At 37.1% G+C, this 20,771-nt stretch carries 19 protein-coding genes; 5 read left to right on the forward strand and 14 right to left on the reverse strand.

Going from position 1 to position 20,771, the window contains the following annotated elements; all coding sequences use genetic code 11:
• The first annotated feature begins 94 nt into the window (after positions 1-94).
• Positions 95-691: a superoxide dismutase gene (locus ACR1PO_RS10700; RefSeq protein ID WP_047427203.1), complete on the forward strand. Its 597-nt coding sequence runs from the start codon at positions 95-97 to the stop codon at positions 689-691.
• A 62-nt stretch (positions 692-753) separates the two neighbouring features.
• Here ACR1PO_RS10700 and ACR1PO_RS10705 read toward each other — a convergent pair whose 3' ends face one another.
• On the reverse strand, positions 754-1,173 hold the full coding sequence (locus ACR1PO_RS10705) for a DUF6146 family protein (RefSeq protein WP_332388535.1): 420 nt from the start codon (positions 1,171-1,173) through the stop codon (positions 754-756).
• A gap of 51 nt (positions 1,174-1,224) precedes the next feature.
• Positions 1,225-2,415 carry an endonuclease/exonuclease/phosphatase family protein gene (locus tag ACR1PO_RS10710; RefSeq protein WP_433986759.1) on the reverse strand — a complete coding sequence of 397 codons (1,191 nt, stop codon included), beginning with the start codon at positions 2,413-2,415 and terminating at the stop codon, positions 1,225-1,227.
• Positions 2,416-2,661: 246 nt separating this feature from the next.
• Between ACR1PO_RS10710 and ACR1PO_RS10715 the strand changes: the two genes are divergently transcribed.
• Complete coding sequence (locus tag ACR1PO_RS10715; protein ID WP_433986760.1) at positions 2,662-5,538, forward strand: carboxypeptidase regulatory-like domain-containing protein; 2,877 nt, start codon at positions 2,662-2,664, stop codon at positions 5,536-5,538.
• A gap of 26 nt (positions 5,539-5,564) precedes the next feature.
• Entirely contained in the window at positions 5,565-6,971 is a 1,407-nt protein-coding gene (locus ACR1PO_RS10720; protein ID WP_433986761.1) for a DUF5689 domain-containing protein, read from the forward strand.
• 373 nt (positions 6,972-7,344) lie between these two features.
• Here the strand turns inward: ACR1PO_RS10720 and ACR1PO_RS10725 are convergent, their stop codons facing one another.
• From ACR1PO_RS10725 to ACR1PO_RS10745, 5 genes are all read right to left on the reverse strand, one after another.
• Complete coding sequence (locus ACR1PO_RS10725; RefSeq protein ID WP_228370574.1) at positions 7,345-7,815, reverse strand: DUF6702 family protein; 471 nt, start codon at positions 7,813-7,815, stop codon at positions 7,345-7,347.
• Between the two features lie 58 nt (positions 7,816-7,873).
• Positions 7,874-8,626, reverse strand: a complete 753-nt coding sequence (locus ACR1PO_RS10730) for an LOG family protein (RefSeq protein ID WP_185146574.1) — start codon at positions 8,624-8,626, stop codon at positions 7,874-7,876.
• 8 nt (positions 8,627-8,634) lie between these two features.
• Positions 8,635-9,348, reverse strand: coding sequence for a nucleotidyltransferase family protein (locus tag ACR1PO_RS10735; protein WP_433986762.1), 714 nt, complete (start codon positions 9,346-9,348; stop codon positions 8,635-8,637).
• 70 nt (positions 9,349-9,418) lie between these two features.
• Positions 9,419-9,835, reverse strand: a complete 417-nt coding sequence (locus tag ACR1PO_RS10740) for a RapZ C-terminal domain-containing protein (protein WP_332388530.1) — start codon at positions 9,833-9,835, stop codon at positions 9,419-9,421.
• 52 nt (positions 9,836-9,887) lie between these two features.
• Complete coding sequence (locus tag ACR1PO_RS10745; RefSeq protein ID WP_433986763.1) at positions 9,888-10,913, reverse strand: aminoglycoside phosphotransferase family protein; 1,026 nt, start codon at positions 10,911-10,913, stop codon at positions 9,888-9,890.
• A gap of 228 nt (positions 10,914-11,141) precedes the next feature.
• On the opposite strand from ACR1PO_RS10745, the gene xrtF reads away from it, so the two are divergent.
• Both xrtF and ACR1PO_RS10755 read left to right on the forward strand, forming a co-directional pair.
• The gene (gene xrtF / locus ACR1PO_RS10750) at positions 11,142-11,672 is read left to right on the forward strand and encodes an exosortase family protein XrtF (protein WP_332388528.1); all 531 of its coding nucleotides are present in this window, start codon (positions 11,142-11,144) and stop codon (positions 11,670-11,672) included.
• Positions 11,659-12,096, forward strand: coding sequence for an exosortase F system-associated membrane protein (locus ACR1PO_RS10755; protein ID WP_433986764.1), 438 nt, complete (start codon positions 11,659-11,661; stop codon positions 12,094-12,096). Before xrtF ends, ACR1PO_RS10755 begins: the two co-directional genes overlap by 14 nt.
• A 19-nt stretch (positions 12,097-12,115) precedes the next feature.
• Here the strand turns inward: ACR1PO_RS10755 and ACR1PO_RS10760 are convergent, their stop codons facing one another.
• The 7 genes from ACR1PO_RS10760 to ACR1PO_RS10790 all read right to left on the reverse strand — a co-directional run bounded on the left by ACR1PO_RS10760 (position 12,116) and on the right by ACR1PO_RS10790 (position 20,667).
• Positions 12,116-13,123: a cation diffusion facilitator family transporter gene (locus tag ACR1PO_RS10760; RefSeq protein WP_433986765.1), complete on the reverse strand. Its 1,008-nt coding sequence runs from the start codon at positions 13,121-13,123 to the stop codon at positions 12,116-12,118.
• A 57-nt stretch (positions 13,124-13,180) separates the two neighbouring features.
• Positions 13,181-14,173 carry an aspartate-semialdehyde dehydrogenase gene (locus tag ACR1PO_RS10765; protein ID WP_433986766.1) on the reverse strand — a complete coding sequence of 331 codons (993 nt, stop codon included), beginning with the start codon at positions 14,171-14,173 and terminating at the stop codon, positions 13,181-13,183.
• 68 nt (positions 14,174-14,241) lie between these two features.
• Positions 14,242-14,673, reverse strand: a complete 432-nt coding sequence (locus ACR1PO_RS10770) for a hypothetical protein (protein WP_089692819.1) — start codon at positions 14,671-14,673, stop codon at positions 14,242-14,244.
• 86 nt (positions 14,674-14,759) lie between these two features.
• Positions 14,760-17,357 (reverse strand): TonB-dependent receptor, encoded by a 2,598-nt coding sequence (locus ACR1PO_RS10775; RefSeq protein ID WP_433986767.1) that lies wholly within the window; start codon positions 17,355-17,357, stop codon positions 14,760-14,762.
• Between the two features lie 208 nt (positions 17,358-17,565).
• The gene (nadC, locus tag ACR1PO_RS10780; RefSeq protein ID WP_433986768.1) at positions 17,566-18,426 is read right to left on the reverse strand and encodes a carboxylating nicotinate-nucleotide diphosphorylase; all 861 of its coding nucleotides are present in this window, start codon (positions 18,424-18,426) and stop codon (positions 17,566-17,568) included.
• 11 nt (positions 18,427-18,437) lie between these two features.
• Positions 18,438-20,009 carry an L-aspartate oxidase gene (nadB, locus tag ACR1PO_RS10785; RefSeq protein WP_433986769.1) on the reverse strand — a complete coding sequence of 524 codons (1,572 nt, stop codon included), beginning with the start codon at positions 20,007-20,009 and terminating at the stop codon, positions 18,438-18,440.
• Positions 20,010-20,040: 31 nt separating this feature from the next.
• Positions 20,041-20,667 (reverse strand): NAD(P)H-dependent oxidoreductase, encoded by a 627-nt coding sequence (locus ACR1PO_RS10790; protein ID WP_332388446.1) that lies wholly within the window; start codon positions 20,665-20,667, stop codon positions 20,041-20,043.
• Positions 20,668-20,771 lie beyond the last annotated feature (104 nt).

The raw sequence follows: 20,771 nt of genomic DNA on the forward strand, positions 1-20,771 counted from the left end.
TATCAATGTTAAAGATTTATTAAAGTAATCCAGAATTCTTGATAATCCCTTAAATATTGGCTAATTTTGAATCATAACATTAAAAATAAAGATTATGTCATTTGAATTACCAAAACTAGGATATGCATACGATGCATTAGAGCCAACGATCGATGCAAGAACTATGGAAATCCACCATACAAAACACCACCAGGCATACATTGACAATTTAAATAAAGCCATTGAAGGTACTGAACTAGCAGGTAAAACAATCGAAGAAATCTGCCAGACAGGAACTGATAAACCAGCAGTAAGAAATAACGGAGGAGGTCACTTCAACCACTCTTTATTTTGGGAAATCTTAACGCCTGGAGGAAGCAAAGAGCCTGTAGGAAATGTAAAAGCTGCTATCGAAAATTACGGAGGTCTTGATAAATTCAAAACTGATTTCTCTGAGGCTGCTAAAACAAGATTCGGTTCAGGATGGGCTTGGTTGGTAAAAAATGCTGACGGTTCTGTATCTGTTTCTTCCACACCAAACCAGGATAACCCGTTAATGCCTGTAGCAGACGTTAAAGGAACTCCGGTTTTAGGATTAGACGTTTGGGAGCATGCTTATTATTTAAACTACCAGAACAGAAGGCCTGATTATGTTTCAGCTTTCTTCGATGTAGTAAACTGGGATAAAGTAGAAGAATTATTCAATAAATAATTTTCAGCTATTATAAAAATAAAAGGTTCAGAAACTCTGAACCTTTTTTATTGATTTTAAATTTACCTTATCGCATCGCTTCCGGATAAGCCGTTCAGTCTTAATTTATATTTCCAGTTGACATACACGAAGACCTGGTATAATTTATATTCAAACTTGATCCCGTAATTTTCCTTTGGATCATAATCTATCCCGGATTCAATAATATTTCTATATCTGCCGGAATTGTAATAACTGTTCCATTCGTTGACCAGAAATGTATTTTTTGTCTTCAGATAAGATTCTGAGTATTGGCTGATAGGTTTGGCTACAGCATTCAGAAAATAATCAAACTGAGTATCAATGACTGTAAGATCCCATTCTCCGTCCTCATTTTTGGAGGGCTTCATCTCGTGTTGCTCTTTATCTTTCTTTGGTGTTTCCTGAGAAAAACAGCTGAAAGGGACTAATGCAATCAATACCCATAAAATAATATTTTTCATGATTAAGATATTTATACAAAAAAAGCACTCCAATAAGAGTGCCTAACTTTTTTATGGTTCTTTCTGGAGAACTACAAATGCCGGGAAGTGGTCACTGTAGCCTCCTGTAAACTGGTCTCCGTTCCAGGATCTGAAAGGATAACCTTTATAATTTCCTTCTTTATTCACAAGATATGCCGGTGCAAAAATTTCTGTTTTGTATACAGAGTATTCTTTTGTTACCTGATCTGAAATTACATTTTTGGAAACGATAATCTGGTCAAACAGGTTGGGTGCGTCCTGATAAGCCAAAGAAGCAACTCCTTTCTTATATAAAGGGTACATCAGGTTAAGATAGGGTGTTTCTTCGCTTAGGTCTTTTGGATTAGCCTGTGCTTTCAGATGGTTTTTTAAACTTGGGCTTACAGGGTCGTCATTAAAGTCACCCATTGCAAAAAGCTTTGTTGTTGGGTCTGCCGCTCTTACGCTGTCCATCTGCTGTTTTAATAATGCGGCAGCGGCATTTCTTTTAGGTAAGGAAATGGCTTCACCGCCTCTTCTTGAAGGCCAGTGATTCATAAAGAAAGCTACTTTTTCATTATCTAAAAATCCTGTTACCACAAGGATATCTCTCGTATATTCTCTTTTTCCGTTGTCGCCGTAAATAACCAGTTCTTTTTTTAATGAATTGGTAGGCGTGAATCTTCTTTTCTGGTAGATCAAAGCAACATCAATTCCCCTGTAATCATAAGAATTGTAGTGAATGATTCCGTAATCATATTTCTTTAAAGCAGGTTCATTGATAAGATCCTGGATTACCTGTCTGTTTTCAACCTCAATGAGGCCCACTACTGCAGGAGCAGTTTTGGTGTATTGTGCCCCCATTTCGGAAATTACTTTGGCCTCGTTGGCAAGTTTTGCTTTATAGATTTTTGTTCCGTAGTTTTTTGGACTTTTAGGAGTAAACTCTTCAGACCCCCCCTGTTCTCTAACTACTTTTTTGCCGATCAAAGCTCCGTCACTCCATGGTCCGTCATATTTTTCTGCTTCCAGAAACTTGATGGAATCCATGGGGATGCTTCTGTGAAAAGCAGGATTTTTAATGTCTTTGGTTCCGTCAATATAATCTGCTGAGCGGATAGTGTCCCAAAGGTTTTCTACATTCAAAAACCCAACGGCAGCTACTTTTCTCAGTTTCCCCTGTTGTTGTGAGAATGCCACAATTGAAATAAATAGGGCAAACAGACTCGAAAATCTCTTCATCTCTTTAGAGTTTTATTATACTATTAATTACAAATTTACTTTTTTTTAATTCACTGCGTTTTAAATATTTGTAAATTTAAAAGCAGTAATCCGAATCTCTCTTTTATAATGATTCTTAAAAGATTGCAATGTTAAGAAAAAATAACGTTAAAAAAGTTCTGAATTACAAAATTTGATTAAATTTGTGCCCCCAACTTTTAAACTGTTGAAAATTAACAAGAAAAGTATTAAAAAATAAATATACTCATGATTAAAAAACTATCATTGATCTCTTTATTTACTTTGCTGCCTGCTTCATATTATTATGCGCAGACAACAGTGTTTGCATATCTTAAGGATGCAGACGGTAAGCCTGTTGAGCAAGCAAATGTAGATTTAAAAGGAGCAGGAAATGATGCAAAGGCAGACAAAATAGGATATTTCCAATTTACGGATTTGATGCCCGGACATTATCAGATTATGGTTACAAAACCCAATTTTGAAACTAAAATGTTTGAATTTGATGTAACCAGCGATGAGAAAAGAAAAGATCTTGGAGTAATTACTCTTTATTCAGCATTGAACGGTGCAGACCAGGGATTAGCTATTGTAGAAGATTCCGGAGAAAGTGACAGTGGTGGTGCACAGCAAACTGCAACTGTAGGATTATTACAGTCTTCACAGGATGTTTTCAATAGGATTGCAAGTTTCGATTTAGGGCCGTACTGGTTCCGTCCGAGAGGAATTGATAGCAGAACAGGTGAGAATATGATCAACGGTGTTTCTATGGCCGCTGCAGATAATGGAGATGTAGACTTCAGTACCTGGGGAGGATTGAACGAAATTACCCGTTACCCGGAGATTGCAGCTAACCATGCCCCTTCAGAATATGCCTTTGGAGGAACTACCGGGGTATTTTATAAGAATACGAAAGCCAGTGAGTACAGAAAAGGAAATCAGCTGACATACTCTCTTACCAACAGAAATTATAGAAACAGATTATCCTACAGATTCTCTTCCGGAATGAACAAGAACGGATGGGCGTTTACAGGAATGATTGCCAGAAGATGGGCACAGGAAGGGATACAGGATGGAACTGCTTATGATGCATACAGTGGGTATATTGGTATTGAGAAGAAATTCAGCGATAGTCACACGATGACGTTAAACGCCATTGGTTCTAAATATGAAAGAAGTTCTTCAAGTCCAAGTACTCAGGAAGTATATGATTTCAGAGGAGTTCATTATAACTCTTACTGGGGATGGCAGAATGGAGATAAGAGAAATGAAAGGGTGAAAAGAGGGTTCCAGCCAATGATCCAGTTGCAGGATTTCTGGAAAATTAATAAAAATTCTCAATTATGGACCTCTGTTTCTTATCAGTTCGGAAAAGAATACAGTTCCAGATTAGACTGGTACAGAGCGAATAACCCATCACCAACTTATTACCGTAATTTGCCAAGTTACTGGTTAAATTATAAAGATCCGTCTCCGGAGCAGGCTGCCAATATCGGAATCACCAGAGATTGGTGGACGAATGATGACCAGTCACATACGCAGATCAATTGGGATAATCTTTATAATGCCAACAGAAATGTGGAATACAATGCATTATTGGGTGGAAGAAGAGCAGCTTATTATCTTGTGGATGATGTAAAAGATGATAAAGTATGGAATGTGGCAACTCACTATACTTATAATTTCACGGATACTTCCCGTTTTATCTTAAACTTATCTTACCAGAACTACAGATCTGAGCAGTACAGAGAAGTAAACGACCTGTTAGGTGCTGATTTTGCCCTGAATATGGACCCGTTTGCATCCAATACGAATGCTGGAAGTGTTTGGGGAAAATTCAACACAAGAGAAGGCGATACTGATGTTGCCAAAAGAGAAGGTGATAAAATCGGGTACAGCTATATTTTCAGAAGACAGGAATTCAAAATAAATCCAGCCTTTAAATTCTCAACAGGAAGATTCGATGTATTTATTTCCGGGCTATTCGGGTATACTACGAACAGCAGAGAAGGATTGTTTCAGCACTATCTGTATGAATCTTCTTACGGAAAAGGTGCAGATCAAAACTTCTGGAATGCAGGTATTAAAGGGCAGGTTACCTATAAAATCAATGGTAGGAACTTCCTTGTTTATAACGGGGCCTACTTCTCACAGTCTCCTTTCCTGAATGATATTTATTTTAATACAAGAGTAAGTGGTGTTACAACTCCCGGGATCAAAAACGTTGTTATTGATGCCAATGATTTGAGTTATGTAATTTCCACTCCGATTGTTAAACTTAGACTGACAGGTTATCTTGTTAATACACAAAATGAAACAAGTGTACAAAGATACTTCGCACAGGGAGTTAAACTGACAAATCTTACTGAAAGCGGAGATCAGGCTCCTATTCAGGACGGGGCTTTCATTACACAGGTGCTGGCAGGTGCCAACAAAAGAAATATGGGTGTTGAGCTTGGTGCACAGGTGAAACTTACTCCTACTTTAACCGCCAGCGGATTATTAAGTTTAGGACAGTATACTTATACCAATAACCCTACCGTTTATTTTGCATCTGATGCTGTTGGAACTTTCAGAGAGCTGGACGGGAACGGAAATATCGTTTCAAGATCTTATACCAATATGGGGGAAGCAACGCTTAAAAACTACAGACAGGGCGGAACTCCTCAGGAGGCATATACGCTAGGTCTTCGTTACAGCAGTCCTAAATACTGGTGGTTAGGAGCAACATGGAACTATTTCGGACATTCATTCCTGGATCCGTCTCCTGTAACCAGAACAGAAAGATTCTATACAAATCCTAACACGCCGGGAGTGCCTTATGACCAGGTAAATGATGAAGAACTTGCAAGAGTTCTTACGCCTACAAAACTGCCTTCAGCATTCTTCTTCAATGTCAATGCAGGGAAATCGTGGATGATTGGTAAGTATTATGTGCTGGTGTCTGCATCTGTCAATAATATCCTTAATAACAGAAATTATATTACAGGAGGATTTGAACAGACCAGAAACGTTAACTATATTGATTATGCTAATGATTATGACAGCGGAAATATGGTATTCGCTCCTAAATATTGGTATAATCAGGGTAGATCTTATTTTGTTAACCTTCAATTCAGATTCTAAAAAATTAAAATTAAAAATCGAAAACAATGAAAAATATATATTTTAAAGCGGCGATCTTTAGTGCTATTTCAATGCTGTCATTCTCATCATGTGTAAAAACTGATGATTATGAGATCCCGGAAATCAAGTGTACCAATAAATTTGCAGCAGCAAATCACCTACTAACTGATCTTGCTACCATTGCAAAAGCAAAACCAACTGAAGCTGATATCATTAAAGAAGATTACATCGTTGAAGCATATGTTTCCTCAAGCGATGAATCAGGGAATATTTACAAAATGATGTTCCTTCAGGATAAGCCTGAAAATCCAACACAAGGTATCGAGATTGATATCGATGGTGGGAATCAGTATCTTGATTATCCTACAGGATCTTTAGTAAGAATCAACCTGAAAGGATTGATCGTTCAGGGGGTTAATGGAAACATTAAAGTAGGTTCTTTTGATCCTAACTATCCTATCGGTAGAATCAACCCTAATAAACTATCCAATTATATGGCAAGAGTTTGTGACGGACAAAAGGCTGTAGTAACTGCAATAAAGCCATTAGAGTTTAATTCTATTGCTGATGCTCTTAAAAATGGTGCTCACATCAATCAGCTTGTAAAAATTAAAAATGTTCAGTTTGAAGAACCGGAACTGACAAAAACTTTTGCTGACGAATCTGCTACAGGTGACCGTTATATTACGGATAAAAAAGCAGGTAGATTAGATCTTCGTTTCAGCAACTATGCAACTTTTGCGAAATCTCCTATCTCTCCTAAATATGAAAAAAGTGGTGATATCGTTCTTCTTTTGAGCCGTTTTACAAGTTCAAGTAACGCAACTATTTTCACAGATCAGGCTTATATAAGAACTCTTGATGATATTAACTTCCCGAACCCAAGATTCAATCCAGGTGAACCAGATGCTCCTTCTGCTTCTGCTGTAAACCTTTTCGCAGGTTCAGATTTTGAAAACTGGGCAACTTTCTTATCAAGTGTAAACGGTTTCGGACTTAAGCCTTACGCTACACAAGGTGTTGGTTTAGGATATAATGGTACAAATTCACTTCAGATCAAAGGTACTCCGACCGCTAACGATTATGTATTTACATCTGTTGCTGCTACAGGAATACCAGCTGTACCAAAAAGAATTACAATGTATATCAAAGGTACTGCAACAGGAAAGTCACTGTCTTTCAACGTATATAAAGCAGGTGGAGGTTTCTACGTATTTAACTTAGGTACATTCTCTACCGGAGCTACTTTAGGAGTAGAAAGTGCCAACTCTTACAACGGTTCTATCAATACAAACGGTCAGTGGAGATTGGTTGAGCTTACCCTTACAGGTATTGCAGATATTAACACTACAGCAGGAAAAGACATGTTTGCTATCAAAACCGGAAATGGTGGAGTGTATGATGTTCAGATTGACAATATCAAAATTGAGTAATATTTTAGATAGAATATATTCTCATATACTATAAAATCAGGCAGCTTGAAAAGCTGCCTGATTTATTTTAAGGACAGTGAGCTGAACCTTGCGACCCTTTTATGGAGTACAGGATTTTAACCCGTTAAAATAAAAAACACCGCATCTGTGGTGGTTTTTATTTCCTCTTATTAACCGTAATGGTTATCCAGCAAAATTAACTGCACAGAATCTTTTTGTTACTGTCATTAGGATCTAAATATAAAGTCCGAACTGTACATAGAAATTCTCTTTCCCGGTAGTCTTTACTTTAGAAATGTTTTTTGAATAAAAAATACCCTGAAAAATTTAACTTTCCAGGGTACCCATTTATAATGGTTAAATCTAATTTACATTAAAAAGAAACTTCATTCACTTCTTTTCCTCGCTGGAAGTTCATTGTTTTCTGGCTGCCTTTGTAGGCGATATTAACAATGTTGATCTGCTTAGGAAAAGCGCTTAAAAGGATCGTATTTTTAATCTTTAAGGTGTTGATATCCGAAACGCCTCCGGTTTCAAAATACACCCATACAGTTTCTCCGCTGACCTGACTTCCCGTGAAGGTAATCGTTTTAGGAGCCCCATTGACAAATACATCAAAATTATTGTTCACATATTTTTTTACCTCCGCTTCAAATCCAGCCGTGTTAGGGTTTATTTTAATAGCATCAGAGATATGGCTTGTATTCATTTTTGTGGTAAACTTCAATGTCTTGCTTCCATCAATATAGTCAACTTTGGTCATTGAAGAGAAAAAGTCTACATACATAAAACTCATTAAAACAAAAAATGTTAAAATTCCTGATATATATAAAAGTTTTTTCATCTTAATTAATAGATTTACAATCATACTTGTTAGTTATAAGTCACAAATAATATGCCAATTAAAAATTTACATTTACAGAATATTTATCATAAAAGGCCTTAATATGTGCAACAGCCTCGTCAGCACTATCTACCACACGATAAAGATCAAGATCGTCCTCAGCAATCATTCCTTCTTTTAACAGGGTTGCCTTAAACCAATCCAGCAGTCCTCCCCAGAATTCACTTCCTACAAGAACAATCGGGAATTTCCCGATTTTATTGGTCTGAATAAGAGTCATCGCCTCAGTCAGTTCATCCAGGGTCCCGAAGCCTCCCGGCATTACCACAAACCCCTGGGAATATTTTACAAACATTACTTTTCTCACGAAAAAGTAATCGAAATTCATAGAATAGGATTTGTTGATATAAGGATTAAAATGCTGTTCAAACGGAAGATCAATATTGAGCCCGATAGATTTTCCCTTAGCATTGAAAGCTCCTTTATTTCCTGCTTCCATAATTCCGGGTCCGCCTCCGGTAATAATTCCGAAGCCCAGTTTGGTAATCTTTTCAGCAATATCAACTGCCATTTCATAATATTTGTTCTCCGGCTTCAGTCGGGCAGAACCAAATATTGAAACGCATGGGCCAATCTTAGCCAGTTTTTCATAACCGTCTACAAATTCAGCCATGACCTTGAAGACCATCCAGCTGTCTTTAGTGATCGTTTCATCCCATGTTTTTTGTCTGAAGCTATTGTGTAGTTTTGTTTCGTTAATATCAAGTTCTGGATTTACCAAACTTTCATCTCTGGTTCCATCAATTTCCATTGCAAAATTTATTTAAAATGTTTTTCGGCTTCTATTATGGATGATGGTCTTCCAACATCAATAAGAATACTGTCATGCACAAAGCCATGTATATGCTCGGTGTGCATCAGATCCAGATATTCTTCCATAACAGAAAATTTGCCTGTTCTTTTTATTTTTTCAAAGATAATAGGATTGATACAATGGACACCGCTGAAAGCAAGCGCTTTAAAGCCTTTGTTGAATTCTGCAAGCCTTTGTTCCCCGGTTTGGACATTCAGCCAGCCTCTTAATACCAAATCATCATTGAAAAGGAGTTTTCTCGAACTTTCTCTGTCCGAAACCGCTAAAGTAGCAAAATCTTTTATCTTTTTGTGGTATTCTACCAAAGTATTGATATTCAGGTCCGTCAGAATATCAGCATTCATAATTAAAAAATCTTCTCCGTGATCCAGAAATTTTCGTGCAAAAATCAAGCCGCCACCTGTCTCCAGAAGTTCGTTGGTTTCATCCGAAATTTCGATCTTACACCCGAAATTATTATTTTTATTTAAAAAATCAACAATCTGATCTCCAAAATGATGGATGTTGATCACAAAATCCGTGATTCCGAAACTTTTCAGATAACTGATATTCCTTTCCAGAAGCGGAACTTCATTTACTTTTGCCAGTGCTTTAGGGTGATGATCTGTAAACGGTTTCAGTCTGGTGCCTTTCCCTGCTGCGAAAATTAAAGCTTTCATAATAGTATAAGTAATGAGTGATGAATAATGAGTAATGGATAATTGTAATAAGAAATTACTTATTTACTCATTACTGATTACTAATATTGAGTTGTGGCTGTTCATCATGTTGAAGGGTGATCTCAGTACCTTCAGGATATTTTTCTTTGATAAATTCAGCGATCTTTATTGCACAATATACCGATCTGTGCTGCCCGCCGGTACATCCGAAATTGATCTGCAGATGTTCAAAACCTCTTTCTAAATAATTGTCAATATTAATTGAAACAAGAGATTTTACCAGTTCCAAAAACTTTGGCATTTCGGTTTTTGTTTCCAGATATTCCTGAACTCCTATATCATTTCCGGTCTGGCTTTTATATTCTTCAATTCTTCCCGGATTTAAAATTCCACGGCAGTCAAAGGCGAAACCTCCGCCGTTTCCGGAATTATCCTTGGGAATTCCTCCTTTTTTGTAAGAAAAACTGTGTATCTCGATGTGTAGCATTTGTATGTTTTTAATTTTTTAGACCAATAAGCCCTTAATAACTTAAAGCTTCTTAATGGTTCAAATTTATAATTTCTTCAATTTTTTGTTGTGCCTTTTCCGATTCCAATTGCTGAATAACCTTATTCAGTTCAGGATAATCCTTCATATGTTCCCAGGCGTTTGAAAACTGTATAATATTCTGAATTCCTTTTTCCAGGCTGGCCATGAAATGTTGTTTCCTCTGAATCAAACCTCTGAATCCGTAAGCTCCCAAAACCTGTAAAAATCTCATCATCTGAATAGGCATCACTGCATTTTTCAACTGAATTCTTGTTTCAGGATGATCAAACTGCCCAATATAAAAATCCAGCATTTCCTGTTTGAAATCTTCAGGAAAATTGGCTTTAGCCTGAAAAAGAAAAGAGATGACATCATACATCAACGGACCTTTCATTGCCGACTGATAATCGATAAAAGAGACTTCATTCTGTTCGTTCACCATGATGTTTCTTGCCTGGAAATCACGGATCATAATTCCTTTAGGTTCAAGATTCTCAATAAGTACCGCAATCTTTTTGAATTCTTTCAGAAGAGCCGACTTATTATATTCAAGCTCCAGAAAATCGGCCACAAAGTTTTTAAAATAATAAAGATCATGCGTCACGGGAAGCTCATCATAACTTTCATACTCAAAGGTTTTTGAAAAATCAATTTTTCCCTGAGTCTGTACCTGCAGCTGGTAAAGCTTTTCTAACGTCTGCTGTACCAAAGATCTTACGGAGGGAGACAGCTGTTCTTTCGCAATCACTTCAGAAAGGGTATGCTGTCCCAAAAATTCCTGGATATACATCTTCCTGTCCTCTGAAATGGCAAGGATGGAAGGAGTATTAAGATTCAAACCTGAGAATACTTCAGAATAGTAAAGAAAACTTTCATTTTCCGGAATATTTTCATTGTATGTAATGATGTATTTTTCTGTACCGGCAGTGGCCAGGAAATTTACCCTCGCAGAGCCGCTTTGAGCTAATGTGACAAATTCAGAAGATTTTTTACCTAGCTGGTTTTCAAAAAATCGTTTTGCGTTTTCAGAAGTCATAATATGGAAACAAATATACTAAATTAACATGAGTTGGAAATGATAGTTTAAAGAACTCACACATGAAAGCTTAAGCCTGTTATAACAGATCTGTAGAATATTATTTTTATTGAATGTTTTAGAGAAAAATTTCTATTTTAAATCCCATAATTCTGGAGCTTGTTCCATTATTTTTAAGTTTCCTGATTCAAATCCAGGATATTACATGCTAATTTTTATCTTTGCAGTATGCTGAAAGACTTTAAGCCTGTTTTAGGTATTTTATTGCGCTTTATTGTTATTTATCTGGTGCTGCTTTTCGCTTATCAGTTCTATCTGAACAGCGGAAAAGATTCCGGGCTGGATTCGTTTTCAAGGATGATTGCCAATCAGGTGACTTTCATTCAGAATGCGATAGGTTATCCTACCCAGCTTTATGATGATGTAAAGAATGAGCAGGTTTGGTTTTATGTTAAGCAAAATTATGTGACAAGAATGGTAGAAGGATGTAATGCCGTTTCTGTCATTATTTTATTTGTGTCTTTTGTGTTTGCCTTTTATAAAGGAATAAAGACTTTTGTTTTTGCGGGTGCAGGATTAGTCATACTCTATATCATGAATCTCCTGAGAATTATGGGATTAAATATCGTGATGACTGATCATAAGGAGTATGGAAAAATATTCCACGATTTTGTTTTTCCTGCTGTTATTTACGGGAGTGTTGTTGTACTTTGGCTGATCTGGATTAAATTTTTTGCTTTAAAACATGAAAATTCTTAGCTGGCTTCTGGTTATCGCAGGAATCTGCGGGTTGATAGGGGTAAGAATCCTGGAAGGAACTGTTTTTTATGATCCTTTCCTGGATTATTTTCATGAAGCCAATAAGAATATTGATTTTCCCTCATTTGAATGGAGCAAACTGATTGCCGGGCATGTTTTCCGATTTATTTTAAATTCATTTTTTTCCTGCCTGATTATTTATGGCTTATTTAAAAATAAGGCTTGGACGATACAGGGAGCAGTGATGATGGCTGTTGTTTTTGCCATTACATTGCCTATCTATCTGTATTGTATTCATGACAGATTTGAAATAGGGTATCTTTTTTCTTTTTATATGAGGAGATTCGTAATCCAGCCGTTAATCATACTTCTGATTGTACCGATGTTTTATTACAGAAAACAAATAGCTCATAAAGAAAGCTGAATCAGCCTGATTTATTTTCTTACTCATCCTTAGTTGCTGTGTGCTTATTTACACTGGTTACGTTTTCCGGGGTCCATTTGACACGTTTGATAAAATCTTTTTCACGGACAGGACATTCTTTGATCTGGCAAACCGGACACGAAATCGGTTTACAGTCGTCCATATGGAAATTGAACTCAATATTGCGTCTTATATTTTTGGCAAGCAGGAGAATTACTTTCTCCATTTCATCGTGAGCATCACGAAGATCATAATACCAGGGAAGGGTAATATGGGCATCAATATGCAGGGAAGCACCAAACTGCTGGATTTTCATATTGTGTACATCAATCCATTCTGTATGTCTGTTTTCTTCAAGAATTTTAATAACCTGATTAAGTATCTCAGGGTCCTGTTCATCCATAATACCACTTAGGGATTTCCGGACGATTTTATAACCTACAAATATGATATAAAGGCCAAAGCTTAATGCTACTACGGAATCCAGCCAATAGATTTTGGTGAAATAGACAATTACTAAACTGGCCACCACCCCAAGTGTTGTAATGGTATCGGACTGAAGATGCTTACCGGATGAAATAAGAACCAGGGAGTTCTCTCTTTCTCCTTTTTTTATGGAAATATAGCCCAGAAGATAGTTAACCACTGCAGTGGCAGCAATAATCCAAATTCCGAGATCAATTTTGCTTAATGTTTTTCCTACAATAAGGCTATGAACTCCTTCATAAATAATCATAACACCGGCAATAGCGATAAGGGCACCTTCAATACCGGAGGTTACGAACTCAACCTTTCCATGGCCGTACGGATGGTCCTCATCTTTAGGTTTTGCTGCAAGATGGAGTGAATAAAGCCCCATAAATGCACTGATGACATTCACGATACTTTCCATGGCATCGGAAAAGACTGCGTCAGAGTTGGTTAGCCTCCAGGCAATAATCTTTCCGATAAAAAGCATTACTCCAAATACGGCAATAAGCTTTTGGAATCCTATTTTCTCTTGGTGTGCATTTTTCTGGGTATTCATATGGAGTTTGATAAAAAAAAGAATCTCAATTCTGAGACTCTTTTTTATTTTGTTAGTTTATACTAAGTTGTTTGCTACAAGGTATTCTGCGATTTGTACAGCGTTTGTTGCTGCTCCCTTCCTCAGGTTGTCTGCTACGATCCAGAGGTTGAGCGTTTTAGGCTGTGACAGATCCCTTCTGATTCTTCCAACGAAAACCTCGTCTTTTCCTTCTGAGTACAGAGGCATAGGGTAGTGGTTGTTTTTCACATCGTCCATTACAATTACACCAGGTGTTTCAGATAAGATTTTTCTTACTTCGTCAAGGTCAAATTCATTTTCGAATTCGATATTTACACTTTCTGAGTGTCCACCCTGAACCGGAACTCTTACAGCAGTTGCTGTCAGGTTGAAAGTATCATCTCCTAAAATTTTCTTAGGCTCTTTCATCAGTTTGATCTCTTCTTTTGTATAGTCATCATCAGCAAATACATCACAGTGTGGCAATGCATTTTTGAAGATCTGATAAGGGTATACTTTTTCAGTAGATTCATCTCCACTGATCTCACCGTTTAACTGGTCTACAGCAGCCTTACCTGTTCCTGTTACAGACTGATACGTAGAAACGATTACTCTTTTTAAATCATATTTTTTGTTCAACGGTCCAAGAACCATTACCAATTGGATGGTAGAACAATTCGGATTGGCAATGATTTTATCTTCTTTCGTTAAAACATCAGCATTGATCTCGGGAACGACTAATTTTTTATCAGGGTCCATTCTCCATGCAGAAGAATTATCAATTACTGTTGTTCCTGCTTCTGCAAATAAAGGAGCGAATTCAAGTGAAGTAGATCCTCCTGCAGAGAAGATGGCAATATCCGGTTTGGCAGCTATAGCGTCCTTCATGCTTACGATGGTAAATTCCTTCTGTTTATACTTCACCTTCTTGCCTACAGATCTTTCGGATGCTACCGGGATTAATTCTGTTACAGGGAAGTTTCTCTCCTCCAAAACTTTAAGCATAACTTGTCCAACCATTCCTGTTGAACCTACTACAGCTACTTTCATTGATTTAATTAAAAATTTAAGATTAAACTATTTATAAATTATAACGCATATAATTTCTTTATTTTTTTTTAAGCCCCAAAGACTCTTGTCCAGGGGAATGCGAATGCAAATAAGCCTACTGCAATCAGCCCCATAATGACTACTCCCAAAGAAATAGTATCATTGGATTTTACTTTTTTGTTGACAATGGTCATCAAAACCGCAGCAATAAGCATAGAGAACGGATGTTCAACATATTGGAATCTTAATGCCGCATTTTTCATTACTTCTCCCATATTTAATCCTTTGCTGAAAGTGGTGATCAGCATAATGATTCCCAATAAAAACTGAACATGAAAGAAAATCATCGTAAAAAGAGTCGTTTTCTTCAGAAATTTGTTCACTTTTCCACTGAAACCGAACATGGTAGCTAAAAGGGCAATGATAAATAATGTTACCAAAAGAATCTCAAGATACCCGAATCCTTTGTGGGCATTAAGTAAAATGTTGTAAAAATCCATAATCCTATTTTTTTGTACACAAAGATAACAAAAATCCCGGCTCAAAGCCGGGATTGATATTGAGAAAATCTAATATTATAATATTATTAGAAGTTGAATGATAATGTTGCTGCCCAGGTAGTTCCGAAACCGAAATAAGCACGGTTACCAGTTGCTAGACCTTTGTACATCATACCAAGTTGTTCGTAAGTCTGATTTTTTGTATTAAGTGTTTTCCCATCAGCCAGATATTTTGGTTTATCGTCAGCAAATACACTTGTAGCAGAGTCAGAAATATATACAGTATCAAATAGGTTGTAAACGTTAGCACCAATAGTGAAGTACTGAGCCTCGTTCTGCAATCTGATTTTGTAGGAGAAACCTACATCGAATAAGTTGAAGTCAGGTAATTTCAATACTCCTCTATCCTGTGCAGAAACGTTAGTAAATGTTCCAGCATCAATAGTAGAATAAAGTTTACCTACATATCTCCAAGTTCCGAAGATATTAAGATCTTTTACCGGTTTTACTGTAAGACCTAATGATGCTGTCATCTGAGGAATACTGTTATTGCTTGAACCTCCTACTTTTACTTTATCCAAGTATAGTTCGTTACCTGCTGAACCAGCTAAAGTAACAGGGTTGTTGTTATCATCGAAAGAAGCTACGCTAGCATTTCCTTTATAATAGTAATCTCCCCAAGAGAACATCCCCTGAACTTCCAAGAAACGGTTAGGTCTGTATACTCCATCAAATTCTACTCCCTGGTGAATTTCGGTAATACCATTGATTTCAGAATAACCTGTAGTCGTTGAACCGTCTGCTAAAGTGAAAGTCTGACCTGTTTTTCTTAACCATCTGTCTTTCCACTGTGTTCTATATACGTTCACATTTGCAGTGAATTTCGCAGATCTGAATCCATATCCAACTTCAGCAGAAGAAATTTTCTCATTAGTCAGATAAGGGTTAATAAGCTGTTGGTTACTTGGGTAAACAGTATTAAGGAATGGCTGCTTGCTATAATAACCTAAATTAGCAAAAACATTATGTTGCTCATTAATGTTATAGTTAGCTCCCCCTTTAATATTGTATCCGAAGATATTTTTAAATCCAGTTTTAGTGTTTATTGTCTGACCTTTTACTGTACTTCCGTCTACTACGAAGTTATCAATTCGCTGGTAACCTTGGTTAGATACGGAACCTTGTAAGAATGCAGATAAGTTATCTTTAGTATATTCTACTTGCGCAAATCCACTGTACCAAAGAACTTCTCCGTCATTGCTATATCCAATCTGGTCTTCAGATGGAGCTAATTTACCTCCAAAAGGATTCCAGCTAAGCTTTTTATAATCATAAGTATTGCTTACGATTCTTGGAGCTAAATTTTGGTTCGCTTTGTCTTTATATCCTGCTGCTCCATAAAGGTCACTAACAACCTGGTAGTGGTAACCATAATAATATCTGTCATCTGTTCCTACTGAGAAATTCCAGTTGTCATTGATTTTATGTTGGAAGTTTGCCAAGATACCATACCAGTTGTGAGAGTTGATACTTGATCTACGAATTAGTGTACTTCCAGCACCCGCAGTATTTAAGTTAACAGCTGCATTAGCTGCGAAAATGGCATCATAGTTAAAGTGACCAGCTGCATCATAGAAATCAGTCATTCCTTTTCCTCCTACTTTACCTAAATCACCTGTTCCACCACCTCTACCATTAGACATGTATAAAACTGTACTTAATTTAGACTTTTCACTCATTGTCCAGTCCCAGTTTAACATCATTACTGGCTTAGAATAATAGTTAGATCTGTTTGCTAAAGCAACTTTGTTTCCTGAAGCATCAGTATAATATCCGAAGTCAGAGTTATATCTTCTGTAAGGACTTTTTCCATCATATTCAGGGTTGTAGTTGATGTAATTTTGAATTGTTGGAGCAAAAGTTCTTTGATCGTGCCACTGAGGAGCAGAAGTTATGGTAAACTGTAAGTTATGTTTTTTGTTGATTTCATAACCTAATGCAAAGAAATATGCATAAGATTCATAATCAGTATTTTCAATATAAGTACCTCCGGCTTGTCTGCTCATTAAGAATGAAGCAGAAACACCATCTTTAGATTTACCAGTGTTATAAGAAAAAGAGGTTTTTAAATAGTCGTTGTTACCAACACCTAATCTGATTACCCCACCTTTTTTCATGTCAGCAGAGCGGGTAAGGAAGTTTACTGTTCCTCCTACAGAAGCAATAGCTAATTTAGAAGAACCCAAACCTCTCTGAACTTGTAATGTACTTGTTACATCAGATAATCCGGTCCAGTTTGAAAAATAAACAGTACCTCCTTCCATATCATTTACAGGCATACCGTTCACCATTACTGCAATGTTTCTGGATTCGAAACCTCTGATTGTAAGACCTCCATCACCAAAACCACCTCCTGATTTTGTTGCGTAAACAGATGGAGTAGTGTTCAAAATCTCAGGTAACTCCTGGTTACCTAATCTTTCTGCAAGTTGTGCTGCTTTAATGGTAGATGCAGCAACAGGTGTTTTTCTATCTTTAGCGATATCCGTAACACCTCTTAAGATTACCTCCTCGATGTCCTTAGATTGAGTTTTCGTAGAATCCTGAACCTCTTGAGCGTAATAAACACTAGCTGTAGATAATGTAATTACCGCAGTCAGTATTGATTTGTTGATTAATTTCATAATCGTTAGTAATAATTAGATTTAATTTTCTGCAAAATTCGCAAAATTAAATTTAACTATTATTAACTCAATGTTAATTTTTAATCAGTCTTAATAATGTTAAGGTGTTAAAAATCAGTGGTATGGCTAAAAATTGAATTTTTGTATGAAAAAAGTCATGTTATTGAATTTTTAACAAACTGGGGGTCTTTTTGTTAAAAATTCAACGCTATTTCACTGCTTTGAGACTCAAATCTATATTCTCTGCAGAGTGTGTAAGAGCTCCTACAGAGATGTAAGTAACGCCGGTTGCTGCAATTTCTTTCAGCATATCACGGGTAATTCCACCTGAAGCTTCAGACTCACAGGAGCCGTTGATCATTTTTACAGCTTCTTTCATGGTCTTCACATCCATATTATCAAGCATAATTCTGTCAACCTTAGCATTGATGGCTTCCTGAACTTCTTCAAGATTCCTTGTTTCCACCTCTATTTTTAACTTTTTCTTATTCTTTTTAACATAGTCTTTCGCCATAGCTACTGCATTGGTAATGCTTCCGTTATAATCGATGTGATTGTCCTTCAGCATAATCATGTCATAAAGGCCATATCTGTGATTAGTCCCTCCGCCAATAGCCACTGCCCATTTTTCACACATTCTGAAGTTGGGAGTCGTTTTTCTTGTATCTAAAAGTTTAGTTTTTGTACCTACCAATCTGGAGTCCCAATCGTGGGTAAGAGTAGCAATACCGCTCATTCTCTGCATGCAGTTAAGAACAAACCTTTCAGTGGAAAGGATAGACCTTGCGCTTCCGGTTACAATAAGAGCTACATCCCCAACTTTACAAGGAGTTCCGTCTGTAATAAAAACTTCAACCTTTAGGTTTTTGTCAAAAGTGTGGAAAATGATTTCTGCCAGCTCAACACCTGCAAGAATACAGTCCTGTTTTACCAAAAGCTTTGCACTCTGTACAAGATCCTGTGGAATAGTAGACAGGGTAGAGTGATCTCCATCCTGAATATCCTCTTCAAGAGCGTTTTTTATAAATGTCTTTAATGTTTTATCTGTAACGTAGCTTGGTCTTTTCATTATGTTTTGCTTTAGGCTAAATCTTTATTATAAAATGCTCCCTTATTCTCCTTCATTTCCATAGATTGGGTAATAATGAGGTGTGCAACGGTTGTTAAGTTTCTTAATTCTGACAATTGCGGGGAAAGTATAGAGTAGTGGTATATTTCATCAACGGCAGCGGCAATCTCCTGGTGTTTTTGCAGAGCCATATTCAAACGTCGGTTGCTCCTTACAATACCTACCAGATCACTCATCATTTCCTGAAGCTGTTTTCTCAGATAACTGATAATGACCATTTCATCCATAATTTTCATTCCTTCTTCATTCCATTCAGGAACGGCTTTCAGATCATCGAAGTTGAAGTTGTTTTCATTCAGGAGATCTACAGTTTTCATAGCAGCATTGTGGCCGAAAACCAAACCTTCAAGAAGTGAATTTGAAGCAAGTCTGTTGGCGCCATGAAGTCCTGAGTTGGTGCATTCTCCTACGGCAAAAAGGTTTCTGATGGAAGACTGCCCGTCCCTGTCTACTTCAATGCCCCCCATCAAATAGTGACAGGCGGGAACAACAGGAATCAGCTGAGTGAATGGATCAATTCCTTCGTCTTTGCATTTTTTATAAATATTAGGGAAATGTTCTAAGAATTTTTCATGGTTCATTTCCTTGCAATCCAGGCCAACAAATTCATCGCCGGTAATTTTCATTTCAGCGTCAATGGCTCTTGCAACAATGTCTCTGGATGCCAACTCTTCACGTTCATCATATTTATGCATGAACTTTTCACCTTTTTTGGTTCTTAATTTGGCCCCGTCTCCACGTACTGCTTCTGAAATTAAAAACAGCATTCCGTCCATTTTGCTGTATAAGGCTGTTGGATGGAACTGGTAGTACTGCATATTGGAAACCTTTCCTTTGGCACGGGCTACAAAGGCAATTCCGTCTCCTGTTGCAATCGTAGGATTGGTGGTGTTTTTATAAACATGTCCGGCACCTCCTGTGGCTGCCAGTGTTATTTTAGAAGTAATTTTTTTGATGGTTTTGGATTTTTCATCCAGAATGTAAGCGCCATAACAGTGGATGTCACCTTCATTAAGTTCTTTTCCCGGGACATGGTGCTGTGTAATGATGTCAATGACATAGTGATGATCCAAAATTTCAATATTCGGGCTGTTATTGGCTGTTTCCAAAAGAGCTCTTTCGATTTCAAAACCTGTGATATCTTTATGATGGACGATTCTGTTTTCAGTATGGCCTCCTTCTCTTCCTAAAGCGAATTTGCCGTTCTTCATATCAAACTGTGCACCCCATTCAACAATTTCATTAAATCTCGCCGGAGCTTCTCTTACTACCATTTCCACGACATCGCGTTTGTTTTCTCCGTCGCCGGCACGCATTGTATCATCAATATGCTTTTGGAAATTGTCATTCTGAAAATCTGTAACGACAGCGAGACCGCCCTGTGCATATTTGGTGTTGCTTTCGTCCTCGTCAGACTTGGTTACAATAATGATTTTGGCATCAGGGAGCTGTTCAGAAACTTTAATGGCATAGGAAAGTCCGGAAATGCCGGAACCGATTACTAATACATCCGCTTTTATCATATGCTGGCTTTAGGTACAATCGTTTAAAATATTAAATAAATTTAAACAATTTTTCGTTTGGTTTTCTTACTTTTTTCATGTGCTGGAAATGGTCTTCTTCAGAACGGTAGCCTAAAGCGAGGGTAACGGTTACTTTTTCTGTTTCAGGATTGATATCCAGAATTTCTTCTATAAGATCCTGGCGGAAGCCTTCCATGGGACATGAGTCTATATTTTCAATAGCAGCGGCATACATAAGATTGGCCAATACTATATAGGACTGCTTTTCCGCCCAGTTGAAAATTTCATCATGTGTTTTCTGGTTGATATGCTGATTAATGCTGTTTCTGAAGGGATCCAGTTTTTCAATGGGAGTGTCCCGTACTTCAGAAATATGATTAAAATAACCACGGATATAATTCTCTTCAATCGTTTTCTTTGAAATAATAGCAATAAGATGAGAACAGGTGGAAATCTGTGATGGATTATAGAAGGCAGGAATCAGTTTCTGTTTCATCTCCTCACTCTCAACAACGATAATCTTATAGGGCTGAAGTCCCAGTGAACTGGCAGACAGCTTTCCTGACTCAAGAATGTTGTGAAGAGTTTCCTGAGGAATAATCTGATGATTGAATTTTTTTACAGAATATCTTCTGCTTAAAGCTTCCAAATAATTCATAGGACAAATTTAAGAATTGAATATGAATAAAGAGTCTTTAAAATGAAATATCTCCTTTCCGTTAATGCAAAAAATCACCCCGGCCAGCGGAGTGATTCTTTTGA

Origin of the sequence: Chryseobacterium amylolyticum, from assembly GCF_051011775.1 — a bacterium.
Taxonomy (GTDB): Bacteria; Bacteroidota; Bacteroidia; order Flavobacteriales; family Weeksellaceae; genus Chryseobacterium.